The organism is Myxococcus sp. CA033 (assembly GCF_013336625.1).
Classification (GTDB): Bacteria; Myxococcota; Myxococcia; order Myxococcales; family Myxococcaceae; genus Myxococcus; species Myxococcus llanfairpwllgwyngyllgogerychwyrndrobwllllantysiliogogogochensis.
Window position 1 is genome coordinate 242,484 of the sequence record NZ_JABUMU010000002.1, and the last position, 25,366, is coordinate 267,849.

18 protein-coding genes are annotated in these 25,366 nt (G+C 69.4%); 6 read left to right on the forward strand and 12 right to left on the reverse strand.

What is annotated here, in order from left to right:
- Positions 1–6: 6 nt before the first annotated feature.
- A complete protein-coding gene (locus HUA78_RS07000; RefSeq protein WP_174454317.1) occupies positions 7–1,065 on the reverse strand; it encodes a hypothetical protein in 1,059 nt (352 codons plus the stop codon).
- Between the two features lie 246 nt (positions 1,066–1,311).
- Here HUA78_RS07000 and HUA78_RS07005 point away from each other — a divergent pair, with 246 nt between their 5' ends.
- Positions 1,312–2,640: a hypothetical protein gene (locus HUA78_RS07005; protein ID WP_174454316.1), complete on the forward strand. Its 1,329-nt coding sequence runs from the start codon at positions 1,312–1,314 to the stop codon at positions 2,638–2,640.
- Positions 2,641–2,700: 60 nt separating this feature from the next.
- Here the strand turns inward: HUA78_RS07005 and HUA78_RS07010 are convergent, their stop codons facing one another.
- Positions 2,701–4,392, reverse strand: a complete 1,692-nt coding sequence (locus HUA78_RS07010) for a hypothetical protein (RefSeq protein WP_174475926.1) — start codon at positions 4,390–4,392, stop codon at positions 2,701–2,703.
- Positions 4,393–4,592: 200 nt separating this feature from the next.
- Between HUA78_RS07010 and HUA78_RS07015 the strand changes: the two genes are divergently transcribed.
- Complete coding sequence (locus HUA78_RS07015) at positions 4,593–5,897, forward strand: calcium-binding protein (protein ID WP_254623598.1); 1,305 nt, start codon at positions 4,593–4,595, stop codon at positions 5,895–5,897.
- A 7-nt stretch (positions 5,898–5,904) separates the two neighbouring features.
- Here HUA78_RS07015 and HUA78_RS07020 read toward each other — a convergent pair whose 3' ends face one another.
- The 10 genes from HUA78_RS07020 to HUA78_RS07065 form a co-directional block, all read right to left on the reverse strand.
- Positions 5,905–8,658, reverse strand: coding sequence for a VWA domain-containing protein (locus HUA78_RS07020; protein ID WP_174475927.1), 2,754 nt, complete (start codon positions 8,656–8,658; stop codon positions 5,905–5,907).
- Complete coding sequence (locus HUA78_RS07025; RefSeq protein ID WP_174461001.1) at positions 8,655–10,388, reverse strand: BatA and WFA domain-containing protein; 1,734 nt, start codon at positions 10,386–10,388, stop codon at positions 8,655–8,657. The genes HUA78_RS07020 and HUA78_RS07025 overlap by 4 nt, the downstream gene beginning before the upstream one ends.
- A 132-nt stretch (positions 10,389–10,520) precedes the next feature.
- On the reverse strand, positions 10,521–11,381 hold the full coding sequence (locus tag HUA78_RS07030) for a DUF58 domain-containing protein (protein WP_174475928.1): 861 nt from the start codon (positions 11,379–11,381) through the stop codon (positions 10,521–10,523).
- Positions 11,378–12,910, reverse strand: a complete 1,533-nt coding sequence (locus HUA78_RS07035; RefSeq protein ID WP_371745518.1) for an ABC transporter permease — start codon at positions 12,908–12,910, stop codon at positions 11,378–11,380. Before HUA78_RS07035 ends, HUA78_RS07030 begins: the two co-directional genes overlap by 4 nt.
- Positions 12,907–13,890 (reverse strand): ABC transporter ATP-binding protein, encoded by a 984-nt coding sequence (locus tag HUA78_RS07040; RefSeq protein WP_174475929.1) that lies wholly within the window; start codon positions 13,888–13,890, stop codon positions 12,907–12,909. Before HUA78_RS07040 ends, HUA78_RS07035 begins: the two co-directional genes overlap by 4 nt.
- Positions 13,887–15,647 (reverse strand): hypothetical protein, encoded by a 1,761-nt coding sequence (locus tag HUA78_RS07045; protein ID WP_174475930.1) that lies wholly within the window; start codon positions 15,645–15,647, stop codon positions 13,887–13,889. The genes HUA78_RS07040 and HUA78_RS07045 overlap by 4 nt, the downstream gene beginning before the upstream one ends.
- Complete coding sequence (locus tag HUA78_RS07050) at positions 15,640–16,638, reverse strand: AAA family ATPase (protein ID WP_174460998.1); 999 nt, start codon at positions 16,636–16,638, stop codon at positions 15,640–15,642. The genes HUA78_RS07045 and HUA78_RS07050 overlap by 8 nt, the downstream gene beginning before the upstream one ends.
- A gap of 19 nt (positions 16,639–16,657) precedes the next feature.
- Positions 16,658–18,262 carry a hypothetical protein gene (locus HUA78_RS07055; RefSeq protein WP_174475931.1) on the reverse strand — a complete coding sequence of 535 codons (1,605 nt, stop codon included), beginning with the start codon at positions 18,260–18,262 and terminating at the stop codon, positions 16,658–16,660.
- A gap of 106 nt (positions 18,263–18,368) precedes the next feature.
- Positions 18,369–19,205: a hypothetical protein gene (locus HUA78_RS07060; RefSeq protein WP_174475932.1), complete on the reverse strand. Its 837-nt coding sequence runs from the start codon at positions 19,203–19,205 to the stop codon at positions 18,369–18,371.
- Between the two features lie 287 nt (positions 19,206–19,492).
- Entirely contained in the window at positions 19,493–20,740 is a 1,248-nt protein-coding gene (locus HUA78_RS07065; protein WP_174475933.1) for a hypothetical protein, read from the reverse strand.
- Between the two features lie 261 nt (positions 20,741–21,001).
- Here HUA78_RS07065 and HUA78_RS07070 point away from each other — a divergent pair, with 261 nt between their 5' ends.
- The 4 genes from HUA78_RS07070 to HUA78_RS07085 are packed head-to-tail and all read left to right on the forward strand — an operon-like array spanning position 21,002 to position 25,351.
- Positions 21,002–22,969: an alpha-amylase family glycosyl hydrolase gene (locus tag HUA78_RS07070; protein ID WP_174475934.1), complete on the forward strand. Its 1,968-nt coding sequence runs from the start codon at positions 21,002–21,004 to the stop codon at positions 22,967–22,969.
- Positions 22,970–22,981: 12 nt separating this feature from the next.
- Complete coding sequence (locus tag HUA78_RS07075; RefSeq protein WP_174475935.1) at positions 22,982–23,809, forward strand: AraC family transcriptional regulator; 828 nt, start codon at positions 22,982–22,984, stop codon at positions 23,807–23,809.
- Between the two features lie 52 nt (positions 23,810–23,861).
- Positions 23,862–24,344, forward strand: a complete 483-nt coding sequence (locus HUA78_RS07080) for a DoxX family protein (RefSeq protein WP_141640535.1) — start codon at positions 23,862–23,864, stop codon at positions 24,342–24,344.
- Between the two features lie 11 nt (positions 24,345–24,355).
- Complete coding sequence (locus HUA78_RS07085; protein WP_174475936.1) at positions 24,356–25,351, forward strand: aldo/keto reductase family protein; 996 nt, start codon at positions 24,356–24,358, stop codon at positions 25,349–25,351.
- Positions 25,352–25,366 lie beyond the last annotated feature (15 nt).

Here is a 25,366-nt window from a genome sequence, read left to right on the forward strand (position 1 = left end):
GCGGGCTTACAGCCAGTACATCTCGAAGCACGCGCCCACGGGGCCCGCGCCGCTGTTGGGCGCCATGGGCGAGCTCACCCACGCGCCGCCCACGCCGCACTGGCTCCACTGCTGGTCAGACGAGGACTGCACGCACGTGCGCGCGGGCACGCTGCGGCCCAGCGTGGCGGAGGAGCACCACGGCCACGACTGGGTGCAGTTGGTGGGCTTCGTCGTGGTGCCCGCGGTGAAGACGCCGGACACGCACTGCCGCCACACCGCGTCCGACGAGCTCTGCACGCAGCCCAGGTTCGGCACCGTCGTGCCCGCCGTCTCCGACACGCAGCCCGACGTCGTCGGCGCGTCCCAGTTGAAGCCGCCGTCCGCGTACCGGTGGTAGATGACCGCCACCAGCGACGAGCCGCCCACCGTGGTGCGGCCACACTGCGTCGCGTACGCGCCCACCCAGGGCGTGTACGTGTACAGCGCCGCGGTGGCCTTGTTGGTCGGCTTGATGGAGCACGGGTCCAACGACGCCTTCGTCGTCCCCACCTTCCAGCCAGACACGGTGGTCCGCCCCGCATCCAGGTCCGTGAAGTAGCCGCGCAGCTTCTTCGCCGAACACTCAATCTGCTTGCCGAAGCCCGTGTATTGCGCGTCACACCCGCTGCTGTCCGGACAGCCACAGCCGGTGGCCTTGGCCAGGTTGGTGGAGGTGCCGCTCTGCACCAGGCTCGACTCCACCTGGATGCGCGCCAGCATGTACAGCGGGCTGATGTTGTACGCCTTGGAGCGCTCGACGATGAGCGCCGCCGCCGTCTTGTTGCTGAAGGCCGGGTCCTTGTACGTCGCCAGATACGAGCCCTGCTGCGTCAGGAACGCCTGCACCTGCTCGGTGGTAATCCACTGATGCCCCAACAGATGCGTGTCCTCCAGGAGCCGGTGCATGTCGTACTTCACCGTGGCCCGCTGGAGCACCTGCCCGGTCAGCTCGTCGATGACCTCGCCTTCTTCGTCATCGATGACGGGACCACAGCCAACCGCCAGCAACGCGGGCACCACCAGCCACCACAGTCGCGTCTTCATCACGGCCTCGAGGGGATGTGCCGCGCCCGCGAGGAAGCCCAGACCACCCGGCGGGCTCGGCAGGGGGGAACCCTGACGTGTAGTCGGCGCGAATACCGAGTTTCAAGAATTTCTTGAATTGAAAGATTAACAGATTGTTATCGCGAGGCTGGATGTCGGGCGAGGAAGCAGTCAGGACGGCCCCCTGTCCCGGAGTCCCAGGCCCTTGAGCCGTGCAGGGCGTGGCGAGGTAGCGTGACTGTCGTCATGCGCATGCACACTTCGACGTGGCTGAAGCGACTCGCTCCGCTCACCCTCTGCCTGCTGATGCTGGGAGGCTGCTCCGACTCGGGCACGGACGGCACCAACACCCCAGACGGCGGCAATGGCATACCGGACGGTGGCGGCGGGACGCCAGACGGTGGCCCGGTCGGCACCGGGTGCATGGGCGAGACGTTCCTCGCGTCCCTGGGGAAGAACCGGCTGCTCGTCGGCGCGCAGATGGAGCCTGGCACGGCGGCGGGCGCGCCCTTCGACGTGCACTACCTGTACGTCGCCAGCGGGCTGGTCGACTCGACGAACGTGTGCACGTCCTGCACGACGGGCTGCACCACGTCCGGCACCTCCTGCGCGGGCGCGGCATGCGCGTGGTGGGGCTGCTGGCAGGACGTGTCGGATCCGCCAGGTGCCTACGTGCGCGGCCACGTGTCCGGGGCGAAGGGGCGCCAGCAGCTTCCCTTCATCACCTACTACCAGCAGCTCCTGGGCGGAGTCGGGCCCGCGGGCGAGGGAGAGCAGCAGCTCCAGGCGCTCAACGACGTGGCCATCATGCGGCGCTACTTCGCGGACTATCGCTTCACGTTGCAGCAGGTGGGCAGCGAGCCCGCGCTGCTGCACCTCGAGCCGGACCTCTGGGGCTATCTCCAGTTCTTCTCCAATGGAGACCCGGCCACGGTGCCCGCGCAGGTGGCGAGCGCCAACGCCACGGACTGCTCGGGGATGGCGAACAACGCCGTGGGCGTGAGCCGGTGCATGATTGCAATGGCTCGCAAGTACGCGCCCAACGCGAAGGTGAGCCTGCACGCCAGCCCCTGGTCGACGCGCACGGACGTGTACCTCAACACCAACGCGTCCTTCGACATCGCCGGTGAAGCGCGCAAGGTGGCCGACTTCCTGTTGAAGCTCGGCGCGGCGGACACGGACTTCATCGTCGTGGAGGCGTCGGACCGTGACGCGGGCTTCTACGACAGCATCGGCGAGGACACGTGGTGGGACGCGAACAACACCACCCTGCCCCACTTCCGTCAGGCGTTCACCTGGGCGAGCGCCATCTCCGAGCGACTCAACAAACCGAACTTCTGGTGGCAGCTCCCGGTGGGCAACATGAACCTGCCGAACACCAACGAGCGGTGGAAGGACAACCGCGTGGACTACTTCTTCTCGCACACGTCGGAGCTCGCCGCCGCGCACTCGGTCGGCTTCTCCTTCGGCGCGGGCGAAGGCCGGCAGACCTCGCCGGAGACCGACAATGGCAACCTGTCCAGCCGCGTGAGCGCCTACAAGCGCGCCGGCGGCCAAGCGCCCTGCACGCCGTAGCGAAGCGTCCGTGTCGCAGGTGTCCTCCGAGGGTTCTTCTCGGAGGCACCGACGCGCGGCTCAGAACAGGCGCGAGTAGGTGGGTTTCGCTTCGGGACGCGGCGCCCACCGCTGACCGTCTCGCGGAAGCCACAGCACGTGGAAGCGCCCCGCGCTGCCCTCATACCGCACGGTGTGCTCGCCTCGCGACAGGGGGAACTCCGCCTCCGTCACGCGGGCCCCATCGACGAACAGCGCGCCCGACTCCAGCATGGACGCGGGCTCGACGAAGTAGCGCCCGTCACGCACCGCCAGGAAGCGACCCTCCAGCGCGCTCCCAGGGGACACGTCGTACCGCTGCCCCCATAGGAACAGGTCTCCGTCGTAGGGCTGGTAATACGTATCGAGGAAACCTCGCAGCGATGGCGGCAATCCCGACGTCCGCAGGTCATCCACGCGCAGCACGCAGCCGCGCTCCACCAAGGCCCGGGGCACCTCGCGCGCCAGCACGTCCGGGATGGAGCCCCGCAGATAGGCATCCGTGTAGAAATAGAAGTGGGCGTGTGGCCGGCTCACGTAGCCTCCCGAGTTGTCGTAGACGACGTCCTCGGGCCCGGTGAGCGTGGCGATGCGCGCGAGCACGTCTCGCTGTCTGGCATTGCCCCCGCCATCCACGAGGGCCTCCATCCTCCAGAGTTGAAGACAGAGCAACACCCCGAGCGCCAGGGCCGCGACGACTCGCGCCGGGGGCGTACTCCACCCGCTGAAGATTGCCACCGTGCCTCGCGCCATGAACGGCGCGAGCACTCCCAGGAAGGGCAGCAGGCTGTACGGAAACGGCGCGCGCTGGAGCGCATATGAGCCAAACGTCGCCAGCACCGCGAGCAGCAACGGCAGGTCCGCGCTCCCCCAGCGCTCCACGCCCGAACGCCACCACGCGCGCACGGTGACGAGGAACCCCAGCACCGCCAACGCGAAGAGCCAGGGCTGCTCGCGAACCATGGGCAGCAGATAGTCCCGCCACGAGAAGCCGGGGTAGTGCCGCTGATGCTCCGCGGCCCACGCGAAGCACCACTTCCACCAGGCGCCCCACGAGCCCGTCACCGTCAGATACGACGCCACCGCCGCGAGCCCCACCCCCGCGCCCGCGAGAAACGCGCCGGGCCGAGCCACGAGCGCCGGCCCCCTGCCCCGTCGCCAGACGATATCCACCGCGAGCACCGCGCCCACCACGCCGCCGTGAAACAACACCTTCTGCGAGGACCAGAGCGCGGCGGAGAACAACACCCCCGCCACGAAGCCGAACCCCCGGGTGCCGGGCCGCACCGACAACGCGGCGAGCCCTCCCAGGAACAAGGCACAGGCCAATGCGTCCGGACGAATCTCCACCGCGAAGCGCGTGAAAGGCGCCAGCGCCAACAACAACACCGGAGCCAGCCACATCGACACGCGGCCCTCGCGTCGATTGAGCACGGCCACCGAGACACACGCACCCGCCAGCGGAACGAGCATCGCCAGACGCAGCGCGAGCACACCCCGAGGCGCATCCCCCACGAGCCAGAACAGCGGCGCCAGCCCTTGATAGACAAGCGGGAAGTGGACCTCGAAGAAGTCCCGGTAGGGCACCTGCCCTTTCGACACGAGCCAGGCCGCGTGCGCGTACTGGAACTCGTCGATGCTGAAGCCCTTGTGCAACGCCAGGCGCGCGGCCTGGAGGGCAAGTGCGAGGAGCGCCAGCGTGAGTCCCAGGCACCCCCAACGTGCAGACGTCATTGGCGCCTCATACCTCGAAAGAGCCATTCCCATATTCTGGTAGGGGGGAATTTTTTTGACCCAGTTGTGGCACCCACTCTTTCCGTGTATCTCTTCTTTACCCTGTGAGCTTCATAGGGAGCGGGCCGCCCTCCTCATCGTGATGACACCTCCAGGTCGGGGGCGGCCCGTGCCACATCCGTAGAGGGGGAATCACCGAAATGACTCAGACCCATCCGTGGGGCGCCTGGCGCTCCGCGATTGCTCGCTCATGTCGTAATGCTGGCGGCGCCGCGCTGTTGGTATTGGGAGTGGCCGCGCCGGGGAGCGCCCTGGCCACCCTGAACCTGCCGGGCATGAACCTCAATGCGTATTGCGCCTGGCAGTACGGCGCAGGCGCGTTCTCCACGCTGACGCAGCAGAATGCCTTTGGCTGGTCTTGCTACAAGAATGGGCAGTACCTGTCCATGGACCTCACCCAGGCCTGTCTGACGCAGCACCCGAACTCCAACATCTATCAGGCCGCCTACCAGACCTTCAGCGACCCCTATTCCTGGTACTGCCAACGCCGGGGGACGTACACCTCACAGCCGGGCGCCCAGCACACGCTCTACATCTGGAAGGGCCAGAAGGTCACGCTGCACACCCCCGATGTGACGACCTGCACGGTGTCGCAGATCAAGCTCGTGGTCGACGGGCTGGACAATGGCTACACCTTCTACCAGGACATGACCGGCCGGACGCCTGGCTCGGGCCGCAACTACCAGGGCACGGACAGCCTCGCCATCCTCCCCTCGGGCGTCGCGACGGGCTGTGGGAGCGCTTCCGACCCTGCCTGCGGTGACCTCGGCACGCATGGCATCGAGTTCAAGTTCGACCTGTTCCAGCTGAACATCTGCACCGATGCCGCCGCGGGCAAGCACAACCAGGTCGGCTTCTACGAGCTGGGTCGCAACTTCTGGTTCTACGGGCCCCAGCTCGCGTCCAACAATGGCAACTACGGCCACGCCATGGTGACCGGCTACGCGGTGCTGAATCGCTTTCTGGCCATGGAGTACTACGGGCTGCCCGTGTCCTCCAGCCACACCACCCTCTACACCAACGTCAAGAACCTGATGACCGCGTACCAGGCCGACGTGGCCTGCGGCACGGCGGGCGCCACCAGCACGCCCATCAGCCCGGGGAGCACCCGCTGCTTCAAGCATGACTGGGCCAACACGCTGCTGGTGAGGCAGGGCATCGGAGGGTTCGACACCACGGACCTGTTCGCGTCCTTCGTGCTGAAGCTCAAGAGCGTCCACAACTGGAGCTTCATCTTCCAGCTCTGGCGCAAGGTCGAGCAGCTGGGCAGCGTGACGAGCCCGTACTCGTCCGCGGACAACTTCGTGCTCGCGGCCAGCCGCGCCGCGAACGTCAACCTGTCCGACGTGTTCCAGTACACGTGGCGGTGGCCGGTGAGTTCCTCCATCCGCATCACGCTCCAGAACGAGCTGGGCAACCCGGTGAGCGGCACGCCGTACCTCTAGCCGCCACTCACCGGTCCAGTCGACGACGAGAGCGGGCGCGCGCGGCCTCCAACGCGGAGTCCACGCCGCCCTCTTTCGGCTTCGCTTCACCTTCGGGAGCGCGGGGCCCCGCCTCGGGAGCCGCTGGGGCCGACGTCACGGAAGTCACCGTGGAGGGCGCGGGTGACGACGGCGCCAGCACGCTCCCCGCCACGGATGACTCCGACACGGCTCGCGCATTCACGCGCTGCCGAGGCGCCGAGAGGAAGCGGCGCACGGCCACCTCCGACAGCAGCACGGCCACGGCCAGCGCCACCAACCACGGAGCCAGGGCCAGGTGTCCCTCCGACTCGGGGGCTTCCTCGAAGAGGCCCGTCATGGACAGGCGCTCCACGCCCCCTCCCACGGCGGCGACGGCTCGCAGCAGCACGAGTCCTTCCTTGGGACTTCCCGGCTCGAACTCAGGGGCATACGGCAGCGCGACGGGTGGCGCACGCAGGGCGCGCGTGCCCACTCGCACCACCGGGTGCCACGTGCCGCTTCCTTCCAGCGGGAGCTCCGCCACCAGCCGGTCGTCTTCCTCCCAGCGCATCGGATGCTCGGTGGGCGCGGACGTCCCGTCGCCAGACAGCAACATCAGCGTGGGCAACGTCGCGGGCAGCGGCTCGTCCGGAGGCAGGTCCAACGTCACGCGCAGCAGGTGACCGCGCCGCTCCGAGCGCACCACCGCTTCTCCCAAGGGAGAGCTGCCCGCCAGCGTCCAGCGCACCATCGCCTCCAGCGTCGCGCGCAGCGAACCCCACTGGCGCAGCTCGCCGGTGAACGGGCCATCCACCTCCGCGGTGAAGGCCACCGTGCGCCCCGCGCCGCGCGGCCACATCGCGAGCAGGGGCGCGGCATGCGTGTCGAGCGTGCGCAGTGCCACGCTGGCCCGAGGTCTCAGATAGGTGAGGTTGTAACCGCCCACCTGGGGCAGTCCCTCGGAGGGCAGCTTCCCCAGGAGCGGCAGGTCCGGCGCGGCCTCCACCGAGACGGGCTCGTCGATGAACGTCGCGCGCGCGACGGCGAGCGTCTCCTGGCTGAAGATGCGTGGGAGGCTCATCGCGTCCTCCGCGAAGTAGATGCGCCCGCCGCCCCGCTGGGCCACTTCCTTCAGCAGCGCCGCGTCCACGTCCTTCGGCGTTCCCAGGCCGATGACGGACACCGTCACGCCCTCGCCCTGCAGCTCCGACAGGGTGCGACGGTAGTCGTCCGGCTCCTCGGAGTCGGCCGCGTCGGAGAAGAGGAGGACATGGCGGGTGGGCTTCTCGCTCTTGAAAATCTGCTTGCGCCCCGTGCGCAGCGCTTCGCCCACGTAGATGCCGCCGCCGCCGCTGAAGCCCTTCGCCACCTTGTCGTACGGCAGGCCCGCCTGCACCGAGCGAAGGGGGAAGATTTCATGGGTCTCCGTGTCCACCATGTGCACGGAGGCTTCGTCCTGGGGGTTGAGCAGCGTGAGCGCGGCCACGACGCCCTCGGCGGCGACCTCCATCTTCGTGCGGCCGTCGGGCACCGTGGCGCCCATGGAGCAGGAGCAGTCCATCAGGATGCTGATGGCGATGGACGCGCGCCGCTGCTCCTCTCGCATCTCCAGCGAAACGGGCAGCAGCGGCTCCACGGGTGAGCGGCGATACCCCCCTTCGCCGAAGCTCTCGCGCCCGCCCGTCATCACGAGCCCCCCTCCCGCCTGCTCCACGTAGGTCGCGAGCGCGTTGAGGCCCGGCTCGCCCAGGGTGTTCGCGTCCACGTTCTCCAGGACGACGGAGCCCACGCCGTCCAGGTCATCCAGGGTGAGGCGGAAGGGCGCGCGGCCCTCCAGCACCAGCCCCGTCGCTTCGAGCGCCTTCGCGAGGGTGCCCTTGGGCTGGTTCGTCACCAGCAACACGCGGCGGGGACCTTCGACTCGCAGGACCGCGAGGCCCTTGTCGTTCTCCACCACGCCGTCTCCCGGGACTTCGACGGTGAGCTGGTAGCGCGCGAGGCCGGGCTCCTCGATGAGGTCCCTCAGCGGGAGGACGTTGGGGCCGGGCTGGAAATCGAAGGGGCCCTTCACCAGCACGCGGCCATTGCGCTCCAGTCGCACCGTGCCCGTCACCGCCGCGGAGGCGTGCACGCTGGCGGAGAACTGGAAGGGCTCGCGGGAGGACACGGCGGTCGGCACGTCCAACGAGACGACGGCGACATCGAGCGGAGGCTCGGGCCGCGCGAGCTGACGCCAGTCCACGGCGATTCCCCGGGCCGCGAGTCTTCGCGCGGAGCCTCGTGCATCCGTGCCCGTGGCGCGTCCATCGGAAAGGACGAGCACCCGGCCGGTGCGCTCCTGGGGGATGAGGGCGTTGGCGGCATCGAGCGCGGCGGACAGGTCCGACGACTCCGCATCCACTGGACGGGTGAAGCCGCCGAAGGCTCCGCCCGAGGACAGGGGTTGCTCCACCCGGGGCTCGCGGCCGAAGGCGATGACGCCCACCCTGTCACCTGGGCGGCGCTGTGATTCCAGATGCGAGACGAGCTCCTGCGCGGTGCGGTCGATGTCCCGAGGCATCGAGGCGGAGCGGTCCACCACCACCACCACGTCGCTGCCCGCGTCGGCCCGTCGCAGCTCCGGCCCCGAGAGCGCGCCCACCGTCAGCACCAGCAGCACCGCCCGCAGCCACATGGGCGGACCGGGCCGCCGGCCGAACTTCCAGAGGAAGAGGCCCAGCGGCAGCAACAGCACCCACGCCTGGGGGAGGGAGAAGGTCATGACACCCGCCTCGTGACGTAGAAATCTCCCACCAGCGCGAGGAGCAACAACACCAGCGGCCAGCGCGCCCGGTCCGAGGCATTCGCGCGCGCCTCGTCGTCTCCCGATTCACGCGCCGGCACGTCCGCGCGCCCACGTCCCCGCAGGTCCGACTCGCGTGCGTCCAATGCGAGGACTTCCGCCGCGTCCACCCCATCCGCGCCATCGCGTTCCAGGACATATCGCCCCGGCATGGCGGGAGGAGGAAGGCTCACCGCTCCCGCGCCGAACACCGGCTTGCTTCCACTCGGGCCCGTCAGCGTGTAGCGCTTCCCTGGCAGTGTCACCAGTTGGAGCGGCTCGCCCAGGGTGAGCTGTCGTCGGACGAAGCCCTCGCGGGCGCGACGCGACTCTCGCACCACATTGCCCAGCAACACGGGCCAGGCGGACACGCGCTGCACGTTGGAGCGAGCCAGGTCCACGTTGAGGTGCAGCCGTCCGTCGTCCTCCTCGGAGACCAGCACCGCGTCACCCGCCGTGATGAGGGGATGCCCCGGGGGATTCTCTCCCGCCGACCACCTCACGCCCGCGAGCTGTACGTCGTCCAGCAGCGGGTGTCCCTTCTCGGAGAAGAAGGGCCCCACGAAGGTGCGCACCTTTCCCGTCGCGCCCACTGTCACCTTCGCATCCGTGCCTCGTGGGCCCATGAGCAATGTTTCGCCCGCGGCTCCGTCTCGTGCCACGTCGGGGGAGGCCGCGAGGAAACGCTCCAGGGCGTCACGTTCGAGCGGACCCAGGCCCTGGGCCAGACTCACCGCGAGGGGCCGTGTCGGAGAGGCCGTGAGCCGGGCCTGACCGTCTTCGAGCAGCGCGTCGTCCGGCAGGGAGACCTCGACGTCACCCGCGTTCTGGAAGGTGAGGCGCACCGTGGCGGAGCCCTCGCCTTGGAGCGAGACCTTCTCCACGCGCTCCGTGCCTTGCTTCGCGTCGGGACCCGGGAGCGCGCGCAGCCGTACGGACACTGACTCAGGGGCCGCGCCGAAGCGGGCCACTCGCAGCGTCACGGTCGCCGTGCCGCCATCGTCCTTGCGCTGCGCGGAGACGAACGCCACGTTTTCGCGCGCGGTGCCCAGCGCCGTCCACCGCACGGGGGCTGGGATGACCAGTCCCTCCACGGGGGCGGCGTCGGTGAAGAAGGCCACGTGTTTGCCCGCTCCCGCGAGTTCCTGGGCCCACAGGAGCGTGGGCATCGGGTCGTGGTCCGCGCCTCGAGACTGGAACGATTCGAGCGCCGCCAGGGCGCGGGACGGCTCTGCTTCCGGACCCGCGACGACACGCGGACTCAGCCCGGTGGCCAGCACCGTCACTCGCGTGGCGGCTTCGTCTTCCACCCGCTTCGCGGCCTCTCGGCGGGCGAGTTCCAGCACCGTCACGCCATCGGGCCCTCGCGCGGACATGGACAGGCTTCCGTCCACCACCAGCACGAGGTGCTTCGTCCGCGCCGCCTCACCCAGGCGCACGTCCGCGAGGTACAGCGCCGCCGCGATGACCGCGAGCGCCTCCAACAGCAGCGAGGCCTCCCGCGTGAAGCGCTCCCAGCGAGGTCCTGCCTCCGCGCGGGGACGCGGCGTGCGCCACAGGAACAACGCGCTCACCACGACCGGCTTCTGCCGACGCCGCAGGAAGTACGCCGCCACGAGGGGCACCAGCGCGCCCAGGGCGAGCAATCCCCACGGGAAGCCGAAGCTCATGCCACACCTCGCGCGACGGCACGGGAGCACGACACACAGGCCCGCAATCTCCACGAGAGGTCGGCGCTCATGCCGCACCTCGCGCAACGACGCGGGAGCTCTGCGCGCCATGCGCCCCTGAGCGGTCGAAGCTCACGCTCGACCTCCCGCGACGAACAAGGGCCGCAGCGGGCCCATCACCAGGGCGTTCAGTGTCTCCGTGGCGGGCGCCGTCAGGAGCGCTCCACGCGAGCGCAGGGCCGCCGCCCTCAACACGCGCTGGTGCTCCGCGAAGCGCCGTGCATACGCGGCCAACACGTCCTCGGTCAGCAACTCCTCCAGCGCCGCGCCAGTCTCCGAGTCCACCAATCGCGCGCCCTCGCCCCCCGTCGGAGCCAGGTCCTCCGCATCCAACACCTGCACCAGGAAGAACCCCGCCGCGCCCCGCGACAACCGCGCCACCATCGCGGGCAGGTCCACCTCGAACAGGAAGTCGCTCACCACCACGCGCAGGCCACAGGACCTCGGCGGAGGCATCCGCCCCAGCGCCGTCACGAGGTCATCCTTCGCGTCGAACTCCAGCGCGCGCAGCGCCGCCCGACAAGCCGCCCCCTGCACCCGCTCCGACCGCACCCCCGTCGCAAGCAACGTGGGACTCAATCCCTGACGCGCCCCCACCTCACACGCGAGCAACGCCAGCTCCCGCGCACACGCCGCCTTGCGCGGTGACAACGCCATGGAGCGCGAGCCATCCAGCACCACCTCCACGCGCGGCGACACCTCGTCCTGCCGCACCCGCAAGATGAGCTCATCGGTCCGCGCCACCGCGTTCCAGTCGAGCTGCCTCAGGTCATCGCCCGGCTGATACGCCCGGAAGTCATGCAGCTCCAAGGCGCTCCCGGTGGACGCCGCGCGGACCTCACCCACGCGGCCCCGGTGAGGCCCTCGCGGCAACGCCAGCCCCAACCCGGGCACCAGTCGTCCCACCGCCGCTTCATCCAGACGCTCGCTCACGGCAGATGGGCCCGCTTCTCACGCTCGACGAGCACCCGGTCCGCCATGAAGGCGACCAGCAACGCCACACCCACCACGAAGGCGACCAGCGGCCACGCCATCCCCGGCTCGGCCGTGGCGTAGTCATGCGCCCCGAAGTTCGCGATGCCCACCACCGGATTCAGGAGGTTCAGCAGCGGGTCTCCCATCTCGATTCCCACCAGCGCGGCCACCAGCGGAGGCAGGCCCGCCGCCACGCCCACCGCCGCCACGAAGAGCAACCGCACCGAGGCCGGCGACGAGAACCGGTCCGAGCGAGGCATCCTCCCGAGCACCAACGCCAGGGACAGATAGAGGATGACGTAGGCCGGCATCACCGCCATCAGCATCCGCATGGACTCGCTGCCGTGGTTCGTCTTCCCCGACACCAGCGCCAGCGCCGCCCACACCCCGGCCCACCCCACCAGCAGGAGCATCGTCAGTCGGAAGCCACGCAACGCGCCGGGCCGGAACAGGGACACCGGGCCGGTGGCCGCTCGCAACGCGCGCGCCTGCCCGTCCACGTCCGTCACCACGAAGAGCCCCACGACGGCGAGGTGCAGCGTGCCGCAGACGGCGAAGATCTCCGTCACCACGTGCCCCTGGTCCTCGTGCCACCAGAACCCCAGGCCCACCACCAAGGCCACCAGCATCTGCACCACCATCACCCGCCGGGGGCCTCGCGTGTAGTCCTCCGTGGAGAGCGACAGTCGCGACGCGGCCACCTCGAACAACAGCCAGCCATCCAGGAGCATCAACCCCAGCCCGATGCCCATGGCCAGATGCACCCCATCGTTGCTCAGGAGCCTGTTGCCCGAATCGCTCAACGCGCCCGAGACGCCCAGCGCCGCACTGAAGGCCAGTCCCAACACCCCCAGCACCACGAAGTGCACGAAGGCGCGCCCCATGCGGCTGTCCGCCAGCGTCGCCGCGCACACCGCCACCACGGTGAGGAACACCAGCCACGCCCCACCCAACCCCAGCACCGCGAGGATGGACGGCAGGGAGATGCCATTGAGGTAGTAGCTGAACAACAGGAAGGGCCCCACCGCCGAGGCATACAGCGCCGCCTGCACCAGGAAGGAGGACACCTTGCCTCGCAGAATCCTCCGAGGCCCCAGGCCCGTGAGCACCAGCAGCACCCACGTGTCGTCCTCCCGCTCGCGCGCCAGGGAGCGATACGCGCTGTAGGGAATGACGAAGAAGTGCACCACGGCCAGGCAGATGAAGAACGCGAAGAAGTAGCCCTGGCCATGGTGGGCGAACGCCTCCTCCCGCGTATGCACGAAGGCCACGAGCGCCAACACCAGACAGGCCAGCAACATCAAACCGAAGCACGCCCAGAAGACACGCGTGCGCAATCCCTGACGGACCTCCTTCACCACCAGCGGATTGAGGCGATCTCCCCACCGCTCCTGGAAGGACAGGCCCGCGGTGCTCGCGTCCGCCGTCTCCACGGATGCGGACACCTCCGTCCCCGCCCCCGTGCTCGTCTCCACCGGCGCGCTCACGCCAGCCTCCCCTTCGTCACCGTCATGAACGCATCCTCGAGGTTGCGCTCCCGCATGCCGAACGAGCACACCGGCAGGCCCGCCGTCACCAGCGCCGACAACAGCCCCGCCGCCGCGGCGTCCACCTGCCCCGCGCCTGCTCCCGCCTCCAACTCCAGCCCCACCCTCAAGGACTCTCCCTCTCGCGAGACGCGCGCCACGCGCGGCTGCTCCAGCAGGAGCCGCTCCGCCCGTGCCCACGCCGCGTCCGCTTCCGCGCCCACCGCCAGCCGGACCATCAGCTCCACGGCGGCGACACTGGCGCCCTGCCGAAGGATGTCCTCCACCTTGCCCGTGGCCAGCAGGCGCCCCTGCTCGATGATGGCGCACGTGTCACAGATTTCAGCCAGCTCCGTGAGGATGTGACTGGAGATGATGACGGCCTTGCCCTGGTCCGCCAGGGCGCGCAGCAGCTCGCGCAGCTCGATGCGCGCACGCGGGTCCAGGCCATCCGCGGGCTCGTCCAGCAGGAGCAGTTGCGGGTCGTGCAGCAACGTGCGCCCCAGCGCCACCCGCTGCCGCATGCCCTTCGACAGCGCGGTGGTGAGCTTGTCCGCCAGCGGGCCCAGCCCCGTGAAGCCCATCACCGACTCCACGCGCTGGCGCCGCTTCGCGCCCGTCAGCCCATACGCCCGCGCGAAGAAGTCCAGGAACTCGAAGACGGTGACGTCGTCATAGGTGCCGTACCGGTCCGGCATGTAGCCGATGAGCGGACGCACCCGGTCCGGCGCGTCCACCAGCGAGTGGCCCCCCAACAGCACCTCTCCCGCCGTGGGCGAATCCAGCGTCGCGAGGATGCGCAGCGTGGTGCTCTTGCCCGCGCCATTGGGGCCGATGAAGCCCAGGATGCTGCCCGGCTCCAGATGGAACGACACGTCGTCCACCGCCCGCAGCGCGCCGTAGTCACGCCGCAGCCCCTTCACCTCCAGCAACGGACTCATGGCCTCACCTCGCCGCGGACCAGATGCACGGCGGTCTCCACTTCCGAGGGCATGCCACTGCTCGGCAGCGGCCCCTGCCCGCTCAGCCGCGCGATGAAGCCTCCCTCGGAGAGGTCCGCGCTGAAGGGCGTCAACGCATTCGACAGCCGGAGCCCCGCGCCATCTCCCAGGTGCTGCCCGACCAGGGTGTCCGCCACGTTCCCCGGCTCCGGCTCGGGAGCCCCCAGCGCGCCTTCCTCACCGTCGGACAAGGCAGGCAGCCGGCGCACCGTCCCGTCCAGCCGCACGTACCCCTCCTCCAGTCGCGCGCCCAGCGCGTTCTGGACACGGGGCGCATCACCCTCACGCTTGAGCACCAGCCGGGCCCGCGACGGGAGCACCGCGACCTCACCCCACTCGCGATAGGTCCTCGGCGGAAGGAAGCCGTCCCCCACCGTGAGGCCCGCCGTCCAGTCCAGGTCCGCCAGGGCGTCGTCCAGGTCGGGCGGCGGCAGGAGCACGCTGGAGGCGGGCAGGTGCAGCGCGTCGGGCGACAGGTTGGCGTACCAGGCGCTCAAGCCCGCCGTCACCGCGCGCGCCCGCGCTCCGTCCAGCCACGTCAGGCTGTAACGCGAGGTGTGCACGGCGAAGCCATCCACCAGCACGGACCAGAAGATGAGCGCCAGACACGTCACCACGGAGACGGCCGGCACCATGATGAGAACCGACACCGGCCCCCGGCGTCTCGCCAGCCACCAGGCCCCGGGGCCCACCACCAGCGCGAAGGCGGTGATGACCAGCAGGAAGCGCCCCACGGGCGTGCTGGCATTGGACAGCAGCGGCCGCGGGTCTTTCGTCTGCATCAAGGGCGCCACCCAGCGCTGCGTCATGCCCAGGGGAATCACCACGCCCCGCTGGTAGGCCTCGATGCCGACGGAGCCCCCTCGAATCAGCGACGCACACTCGAACTTGCTTTCCAGGCACCTCCACACCTGGCCAAAGCCATACTGTGACTGGGTGCTCGCCGCTTCCGGCAAGAGCGGCAGACGCTCACGCAGGTCGCGGGAGGGGCGCGTGACGACCAGCGTTCCTCCCGTCGCGGCGTAGGCTTCGAGCACGGCCCACACATCCGCCGGAACCGCCGCGGCCTCCGCCGTGACGACCACCAACTGGAAGCCCACGTAGGCAGCCAGCTCACGAGGAGCATCCTTCGCGTCGAGGAAGCGGATGGAGAAGTAGGGCTCGTCCCGCTCCCCCGTCTTCGTCAATCCCGTGGAGGTCTCGAACTCCGACACCGTCCCCACCGACAGCACCGGCTCGAAGCGGTCGGAGTCGGCGTAGAGGGACTCCACGATGGGCTTCAATCCAGGTGAATCGACCCGCAGGGTGACGGAGTGCCACGCCACGGGCAACGGCACCCAGGTGACGACGCGCTGCCGGGGCCCCACCTCCACATGCCGCATGGCGGAGCGCGAGGTGTCTCCGTAGGCGGGAGAGAAGGCGATGCGCACCGGGAGCGCCTGCGACCCGCTGTTGTTCAGCACCACCTGCGCCGCCCAGTACCCGCGCTGGGGCTTCAGCACGGCGCCGTGCATGGTGACCCGCAGGGGGCCCTCCGTGACGGAGTCCACGGTGCCCGTCGCGTCGCGATAGCCGTTCGGAGCGTTGGCCTCGACCGCGTCCTCGGCCTCGGCCACGGCCTGCTCGACGGCGACGGCCGCCGGCGGGGGCGACGTGCCCAGCAGGAGCCACAGCGAGAGCATCGCGACGCTAGTCACGCGGCACCTCGGGCACGGCCTGGAGCAGCGCGCGCACCACGTCCGGAGCGGACACCTTCTCGAGCGACGCCTCGTACGCGAGCACCAGCCGGTGATTGAGCGCGGCGGGAGCGGCGGCCACCACGTCGTCGAAGCTCACGTTGGGCCGTCCACTCAACAGCGCACGCGCGCGGCCCGCGGCGGCCAGGGCAAGCGCGGCGCGCGGACTCGCGCCATAACGCACGAAGCGGCGAACGGCCTCCGGCGCGGAGGCCTGGCGCGGGTCGCTGGCCTCCACCAGCCGCCCGATGAAGTCCGCCACCGGCCCCGGCAGATGCACGCGGTCGGAGGCGGCGAACAGGCGCGCGAGCCCCTCCCCATCGAGGACGGGAGACAGCTCCGGCGGCGCGCCGCGCACGCGCGTGGTGAGCAGCGCGCGCAGCGTCTTCGCGCCCACGGGCGGCACCTGGATGCGGAAGAGGAAGCGGTCCAACTGCGCCTCCGGCAGCGGGTAGGTGCCCTCCAGTTCGATGGGGTTCTGCGTGGCCAGCACGAAGAACGGGTCCGGCAGGGTCCGCGTCTGGCCGAGCACCGTCACCCGGCGCTCCTGCATCGCCTCCAACAGCGCGGACTGCGTCTTGGGACTGGAGCGGTTGATTTCGTCCGCGAGCACCAGGCTCGCGAACAGCGGCCCCTCACGGAAGACGAACTCGCGACGCCCCTCGCCCTCCAGCACGTAGGTGCCGGTGATGTCTCCGGGCAGGAGGTCCGGGGTGAACTGGATGCGACGGAAGGGCAGCGCGAGCAGCTTCGCCAGCGACTTGCACAGCTCCGTCTTCCCCAGGCCGGGCAGGCCCTCCAGCAGCACATGCCCGCGCGCGAGCACGGCGACGACGACCTGCTCGACGACGGACTCCTGGTCCAACAGCACCGTGTTCAGGCTGTCCCTGAGCCGGGCCGCCACCTCCGCCGCCCCCTGTGCCTCGGCGGGACTGAGAAGCTCCGCTGCCACGTGTGTCTCCCCTTCCAGACTACTCGCCACCAAAGTACCGCTTCACCAGGTCGCGGTTGCGCGGCAACAGCGGCTGCGCACCAGGCCCCGCCGTCGCCTCACCCCGCGCGCTCGTTCCCCGCGAGCCCGCCGCACCCGCCGACCCCGTGCCGCGCCGAGGGTCCGCCGCCTCGAGCCCCCAGAGCTCTCCGGCCTCGCCACCCTGCCCCTCCGGAAGCGGCTCGAACGCGAGTCGGTCCGGGTCCATCTCCGCCTCACCGCCGAAGACGAGCGGACTCGGCCCTCCACCCTCCGTCCCCGTACCATGACGAACGCCCCGGCTCGCATGGCCCTCATTGCCTGTCTGCCCCGGTCCCTCGCCCTGCCCCTGTCCCTCGCCCTGCCCCTGTCCCTCGCCCTGCCCCTCGCCCTGTTGCTCGCCGTCCTGCCCCGGTCGCGACGCACCTTCACTCCGCTGGCGCGCGCCCTGCTTCCGACGTGAGCCCGACCGTTGTGAGCTCGCCTGGGCGCCTTGCCCTTCGCGGGGCTCGAAGCGTTGCGAGAGTGACTGCTGTCGACGCTCCAGCGACCGGCGGAGTTCCGAAATCTGGTCCGGAGCACCCGAGGCCTGGGCGCGGGCCTGGGCCTGCCGCCGCGCCTGGGACTGCGCTTTCGAGCCCTCCGAATCCGCGGTGCCCTGCTGTCCCGACTGCGAGGTGCCCTGCTGTCCCGACTGCGAGGTGCCCTGCGTCCCGTTCGGGTCCTCTCCCTGAGGCCCCTGTTGTCCCTCGCCCGATTGGGCCGATGCCTCACCCGGTCCCTGGGAGTCCTCACCCTCGCCCTCACCCTCCAGGCCCATGAGCGCGCGCTCCAGGGCCTCGCGCTCACGAGACGAGGACTCGGCGCCGCCCGCCGCCCCCAGGGCTTCCTCCAAGTCACGCGCGGCCTCGGAGGCCTGGGCCAGCTCGACGGCGGCCTCGGCGGCGCGCTCGGCGAGTCGCTGCTCCAGTGAATCGGCGGCCTCCCAGTCACCCGAGTCGAAGCGACCCGCGGCCACCTCCTCGGCCAGTCGGCGCAACTCGTCCTCCACGGCCTCGCCCAGAGGTTCCTCCCGGGCCAGGGCCTCCGCCTGGGCCTTCACGGCATCCACCTTCGCGGCGGCCGCGGCATGAGGGGCGCGCGGGCCCTTCGGCGCGGGCAGCGGGAGGAGGAAGCCGACGAGCAGGAACAGCAGCGCGCCCAGGAGGGCCCCCACGGGACGCCGCCACGCCACCACGGGGAGCTTCACGTCGCGCACGAGCTGATTGACGCTGAGCTCCCACTCCCCCATGGGCCGCTCCAGCCGGGTGAGGAGCAGTCCCCCCGCGTTGGCCGAGCGGTCCGCGAGCACGGCTGCATGCTCCAGCGACACGCCCCGCGTCCGTGCGCGGAGGAAACACCACGCCAGCCCCGCGAGGACCAGCGGAGGCAGGGCCCAGACCACCGCGCCCCGCAAGAGCAGCCGAGCAAGCACACACGCCGTGACGGTGGCCCACAGGGGAACGAGGCTGGCCTGTGCCCAGGCGAAGGCGTTGAGGCGCCGCTGCACACGCCGCACCGGGGCGAGCACGAGAGCCTGGAGGCGACGTTCTTCGCTGGCGGCCATGGGGAGGAGCCAGTGTCGGACACTCGGCCGGCCCCCACAAGCCACGCGGAGCGGTAACAACGCGCCGGGTTCCCCACGAAGGAGGACCCGGCCGGGAAGACAGGGACTACTGGGCGCGGCTCGGGTCCACGGTGAGGCAGGGCTCCATCTCGTCCGGGACGACGAGGAACAGCTCCTCGCGGTTCAGGTTCTGGAGGAAGCCCAGGGAGGGGTCGCCAATCTGCCCGCCTCCGTCATAGAGCAGGGCCGTCCAGTCGTTCTGTGACGCGGGAAACACATCCACGACACCATTGCGATTGAAATCCCGGGAGTAGCTCGCGGTCGAGACGTCGCCGTCCCCATTGAAGTCGATGTTGGTGCTCGCGTTGCCGATGACCTGGGCCTCGTTGAAGCGCAGCCCGCTGATGCGCGCGAGGTCCGCCTCCTTGGGGGGAGCGACCGGCGCGAAGGCCGCGACCTCGTTGATGGTCGCTTCGTTGAAGGAGGCAACCCGCACGCGCGAGTAGTCGAGCACGTTGGCCACGCCGCCAATGGTGAAGCCGTTGAACTGGTACTCGTAGTTCATGATGCGCAGGTAGTTGGGCTTGAAGTTGGCGTGGTCGGTGCCGCCGTGGCGCAGGCCGATGTTGTGCCCCAGCTCATGCATGATGGTCCCGGCCAGTTGCAGCGCAGTGCTGTCTCCGGCGTCGCCCAGGGTCATCACCAAGTCATGGGCGGGGATGCCTCGGGAGATGCCACTGGAGTAGTCCCCGTCATAGTGGTTGGCGATCACCATGTAGTGGAAGAAGGGCCCTCGGCTCGCGGCGAAGTACTTGGACTTGGCCTTGAGCTTGTCGAAGTCCGTCCAGACGGGGTTCAGGTCCGGGTCCGCGTCCACCGCGGCGATTTGCTGGTCCACCACCAGGTGCAGCGAGACGCCCGTGGAGCCATCCGGGTTGCTCACCGGCGCGTTGGCATACGCGCGGACTCATACCCATCCTTTGCGCTGCACCCATTTGCATCACGCCATGCAACGCATCCCTTACGGCTCACGGCCGCGCTTCGACCTATGGCATCCGCCGGCAATGAAGAACTCTCGCAATCTTGTATCACGGCAATGCCAGGGATTGGACAGGCACGAGCCCTCCAGGACACTGCCGCTCCAACGGCGCGCTCAATGGCAGACAAAAGGCCGGGCCCTCGAAAGGAGGACCCGGCCTTGGGATGCGAAGGCTTCCGCGAAACGAGGGACTACGGCATGCGGCTCTCGTCCACGGTCTGGCAGGGCTCCAACGTTTCCGGGGCGTCGAGGAACCGCGCCTCGCGGTTCAGGCTCCGGAGGATGCCCAACCCGGGGTCACCAATCTGCCCGGCCCCGTCATAGAGCAGGACCGTCCAGTCGTTCTGGGACGCGGGATACACGTCCGCGACGCCATTGCGATTGAAGTCCCTGGAGTAGGTCGGGGCATCGGTGACGCCATTGCCGTTGAAGTCGGTGTTGTTGCTCGCGTTGCCGACGACCGACACGTCGTTGAAGCGAAGTCCGCTGATGCGGGCAAGGTCCGCCTCGGTGGTGGGGGCGACAGGCGCGAAGCCCGAGCCCTCGTTGACGGCCAATTCGTTGAAGGAAGCGACCTGCACGCGCGAGTAGTCGAGCACGTTGGCCGCCCCGCCGATGCTGAACCCATAGAACTGATACTCGTAGTTCATGATGCTCAGGTAGTTGGGCTTGAAGTTGGCGTGGTCGGTGCCGCCGTGGCGCAATCCGATGTTGTGCCCCAGCTCGTGCATGATGGTGCCGGCCAACTGGACCTCGGTGACCCCTGCGACGAAGCCCAGGGTCACCACGAGGTCATGGCCGGGGATGCCACGAGAGATTCCGCTGGAGTTGCCACCGTCGTAGCGGTACGCGGACACCAGGTAGTGGAAGAACGGCCCACGGCTCGCCGCGAAGTACTTGGACTTGATCTTGTCGAAGTCCGTCCAGACCGGGTTCAGGTCCTGGTCCGCGTCCGCCGCGGCGATCTGCTGGTCCACCACCATGTGCAGCGTGATGCCCGTGGAACCGTCCGGGTTGGCAATGGGCGCGTTGGCGAACGCCGTGATGACGCGGTTCAGTGTGGCTGGAGCGGGCCGGAGGCCGGGGTAGTAATCCACCTCCACGAAGATGTCTTTCTTGCGCGCGTTCGCACCGAGCGCGGCCAGGTCCAATCCCCCGAATCCGAATGACTCCGCGTAGTCGCTCAGGCGGTCACCATCCGTGTCGGTGCTGTTGGGGTTGGTGCCCAGCAACGCCTCGACGATGTCGCAGATGCCATCCTTGTCCGTGTCCAGGGAGGCGAGCAGGCACCCGACAGGGAGCGGAAGAGGCACGGCCTCCGCGGTCATCTCCTGGGCGGTGCTGTCCGTCTCTTCTCCCTGCACATCGGTGACGCCACACCCGGTCAACCCCAGGAACACCAGGGTGCCTGACAACAAGCGTTTGCAAAGCGGGTTCATACACGTCCTTTGTGCTGCGAGGATTCACATCGCATCGCGCAACGACTTCTTTACGACTTGCGGCAATTTCAGGATTTAGTCTATCTGCCACTTCTGACAAATCTTTGGAGACCGGAGGCCCCAGGGATTGGAGCAGGGTGAAACGCGGGGGCCACTGCCTGGAATTGAACGAGGGCCGGCCCTCCAGGGAGGATTTACCCTCGGGTCCTCCCGCTGTCGGAATGCGGCACATCGCGCGACGTCCGCGGTGCGGGGGAATGAATGTCGAACCGAGAAACGAATCCGAACGAAGCACGTTCGCCGCGCAAGGACTTCAGCGAGTCCGCGTGCAGGGCTCGCGGAAACCAGGTGGTGGAGCGCACCGCGCGTTCTCGCGCCGCGCCGGAGTTGTTCGGCCCCGCGGACCAGCTCCAGGCTCCCGGCTTCCTCACGGCCTTCGTCCCGCTGGAGCCCCAGCCCGAGCCCTCATGGCGTCCCGGCATGGGCGCCATCCCCTTCGATGGCGGCGCGACGTTCCGCGTGTGGGCGCCTCATGCGCAGCGCGTACAGGTGGTGGGAGACTTCAGTCACTGGCACGCGGTGGAGCTTGCGCGCGAGCCCTCCGGCAACTTCTCCCGTGACATCCCTGGCGCGGGCAATGGCCAGCAATACCAGTTCATCATCCAGGGCCGTTACGGCGACTGGCGCTGGCGCAATGACCCGCGCGCCGCGGACGTCACGAACTCCACGGGCAACAGCGTCATCCTGGACCATCGCGACTTCGTCTGGCGCTACGACGGCCTCTTTCGGATGCCGGACTTTCGCGAGGCCGTCCTCTACGAGCTGCACATCGGCACGTTCAACGACTCGGCCGGGTGGGGACCGGGGCATTGGCTGAGCGCCATCGACAAGCTCGACTACCTTCGCGAGCTGGGCGTCAACGTGGTGGAGCTGATGCCCTCGGCCGAGTTCGCGGGGGACTTCTCCTGGGGCTACAACCCCACCTTCCCCTTCGCGCCGGAGAGTTCCTACGGCACGCCCAACGACTTGAAGCGCTTCGTGGACGAGGCGCACCGACGAGGCATCGGCGTCATCATGGACGTCGTCTACAACCACCTGGGGCCCAGTGATTTGCCGCACTGGGACTTCGATGGCGAGACGTTCGGACGGGGCGGCGTGTACTTCTACTCGGACTGGCGCGCGAGCACGCCGTGGGGCGACACGCGTCCGGACTACGGCCGCTCCGAGGTGCGCGACTACCTGCGCGACAACGCGCTGATGTGGCTGCGCGAGTACCACATGGATGGCCTGCGGCTGGATGCGACGAAGGAGATTCGCACCGCCAGCGGCGTGGACAATCCCGCGGGCTGGGAGCTGTTGCGCTCCATCACCGAGGCGGTGGAGCGCGAGTTCCCCTGGAAGCTGCTCATCGCGGAGGACATGGCGTCGGACCCCGCCGTCACGCATTCCCAGGGCGCGGGCTTCGACGCGCAGTGGGACGCGGCCTTCGTGCATCCGGTGCGCGCCGCGCTCATCGCGCCCTTCGATGAGTGGCGCGACTTGAACGCCGTCCGCGACGCGCTGTACTTCCGATACAACGGTCAGGCCTCCCAGCGGGTCATCTTCACGGAGAGCCACGATGAGGTGGCCAACGGCCGCAGCCGGATGCCCACGGAGGTGTCGCCCTACAACCCGGGGGACATGCTCGCGAAGAAGAAGGCGCTGTTGGGCGCGGTGCTGACCTTGACGGCACCGGGCATTCCGATGCTCTTCATGGGGCAGGAGTTCCTGGAGGACGGGCACTTCGACGACGGAGACCCGCTCGACTGGAACAAGGCGGGCTGGTTCGGCGGCATCCTCCAGGCGCACCGGGACCTCATCCAACTGCGCCGCAACTGGCATGACACCAGCGCGGGCCTGCGCGGCGAACACGTCCACGTGTTCCACCTGAACCACGAGGACAAGGTGATGGCGTTCCACCGCTGGGAGCATGGCGGCGCGGGCGACGACGTCATCGTCGTGGTGAACCTGGGACACCGGACCTTCACGGGGTACGAGCTCGGCCTGCCCACGGATGGCCTCTGGCGGGTGCGGTTCAACGGAGACTGGCGGGGCTACTCACCGGACTTCGGCGACACCTCCGTGCACGACGTCTGGGGCGAGTGGGGCGGACGGGACGGACTGCCCGCGCGCGGCGCGCTTTCGCTGGGGGCCTACAGCGCGGTCATCCTCTCGAAGAATCGCTGGTAGCGTCACCGCCGAATGCTGCTCGCGCGACCGCCCGACCTCGCTCCCCGTGCCCCGTGGCCGGACATGCCCCTGGTGGTGTGGCCGGCCGCGCTCGCCATGTGGGGCCCGGGTGACGCGTCGTCCAGGCACGCCCACCACGCGATGCACCTGTTGCTCCGTCGCGAAGGCACCCTGACCTTCCGCGCGGGCACGGCGAAGGGGGACTCCCGCGCGGCGGGGGTGCTCGTGGGCCCGGACGTGCCCCACGCCATCGACGCGACGGGGGGCGACGTCATCCTCCTGTTCATCGAACCGGAGAGCCAGGACGGCGAGCGGCTGCGCGCCTCGCTCGATTCCCCCGCGCGACTCTTCGACGAAGCGGCACGTGACGCCCTGCTCGCCCGGCTGCCGCGCAAGGGCCCCATCGCGCACGAGGCCATCGGCCCGTGGATGGAGGCCACGCTGGAGGCCCTGGCCGGTCCCACGGAGGCCCCCGCGCCGCGCATGCACCCGCGCGTGCGCAAGCTCCTGCGTCACCTGCGCGCGGAGCCCGCTCCCGAGGACACCTCCCTGGAGGCCCTCTCCGAGGTCGCCGGCCTGTCCTCCGGTCGCCTGATGCACGCATTCACGGAGTCCACGGGCGTTCCCCTGCGCCCCTATCTGCTCTGGCTGCGACTGCAGCGAGCAGCGGGCGCCCTCGCCTCGGGCCGCACCGCGGGAGAGGCCGCGCACGCCGCGGGCTTCTCCGACGCGGCCCACCTGACGCGCACCTTCCGCCGCATGTTCGGCACCACGCCCTCGTTCCTTCAACGTCGCAGCCAGTTCGTTCAAGCGAAGGCCCGCCCCACCGACGCATCTTGAGCATCGACCCGCCGGACCAGTCTCCGGCTCGCTGCCCTCGAGGTGCCTCGCCATGTCCTTCGCCCTGATACTCATCTCCACCTTCCTGTTGCTCCACCTGCCTCCGCTGCGCCGCCTCCCCTCGCTCTCCACGCCCACCCGTCGCGCCGCCGTGGCCGCGGGCCTCTTCTTCATCGGCGCCGGCGTCATGCACTTCGTCGTGCCCGCCCAGTACGACGCGATGATTCCGCCGCAGCTCCCCTCGCCGCGCTTCTGGACGCTGCTGTCCGGCGTGTTCGAGGTCGCGGGCGGCGTGGGCATGCTGATTCCCCGGACGCGGAAGCTCGCGGCCCTGGGGCTCATCGCGCTGCTGCTCGCCGTCCTCCCCGCCAACATCCACGAGGCGGCGTCGAACCAGGGCTCCCACGTGCTGCCCTTCCCGGACTGGTACTTCTGGCTGCGCATCCCCTTCCAGCTCATCTACCTTGCGTGGGTGGCATGGGCCGGTGGACTGTGGCCGCTCGGAAGCCGTGCGAGCCGACCTGTCACTGGTTAGGCTGGCGCCCCATGCACTTCCGTCATCTTGGTCGCAGCGGTCTGGCCGTCAGCGAGATTTCCTTCGGCAACTGGCTCACGCACGGCTCCCAGGTGGAAGAGGACGCCGCGCTGGCGTGCGTGAAGGCGGCGCAGGACGTCGGCATCACCACCTTCGACACGGCCGACGTCTACGCCGGCACCCGCGCGGAGTCCGTGCTCGGCCGAGCCCTGAAGGGTCAGCGCCGCGCCGGCTATGAGCTGTTCACCAAGGTGTTCTGGCCCACCGGGCCCGGAAAGAACGACTGGGGCCTGTCGCGCAAGCACATCATGGAGTCCATCGATGGCTCCTTGAGCCGCCTCCAGACGGACTACGTGGACCTGTACCAGGCCCACCGCTTCGACACTGCGACTCCGCTGGAGGAGACGATGGTCGCCTTCGCGGACATCGTCCGTCAGGGCAAGGCCCACTACATCGGCGTCTCCGAGTGGACCGCCGACCAGATTCGCCAGGGCGCCGCGCTCGCCCGCGAGCTGCGCATCCCCTTCGTCTCCAGCCAGCCCCAGTACTCCATGCTCTGGCGCGTCATCGAGGAGAAGGTCATCCCCGCGTCCCTCGAGGAAGGCCTGGGACAGATTGTCTGGTCTCCCCTGGCCATGGGCGTGCTCACCGGAAAGTACCTTCCCGGCCAGCCTCCTCCGGCCGGCAGCCGCGCCACCGACCCCACCGGCTCGCGCTTCATCGCCCGCTTCATGAAGGACGACGTGCTCAACCGCGTGCAGCAGCTGCGTCCCCTGGCCCAGCAGGCGGGACTCACCATGGCGCAGCTCGCCGTCGCGTGGGTGCTCCAGAACAAGGGCGTCTCCTCCGCCATCATCGGCGCCTCGCGGCCCGAGCAGGTCCACGACACCGTGAAGGCCTCGGGCGTGAAGCTGGAATCGGAGTTGATGCGCCGCATCGACGAGGTGCTCGGCCCCGTCGTCGAGCGCAACCCGGCCCTCACCGAAGTGCCCGACCGGAAAATCTGAAGCAGGGCTGTCATG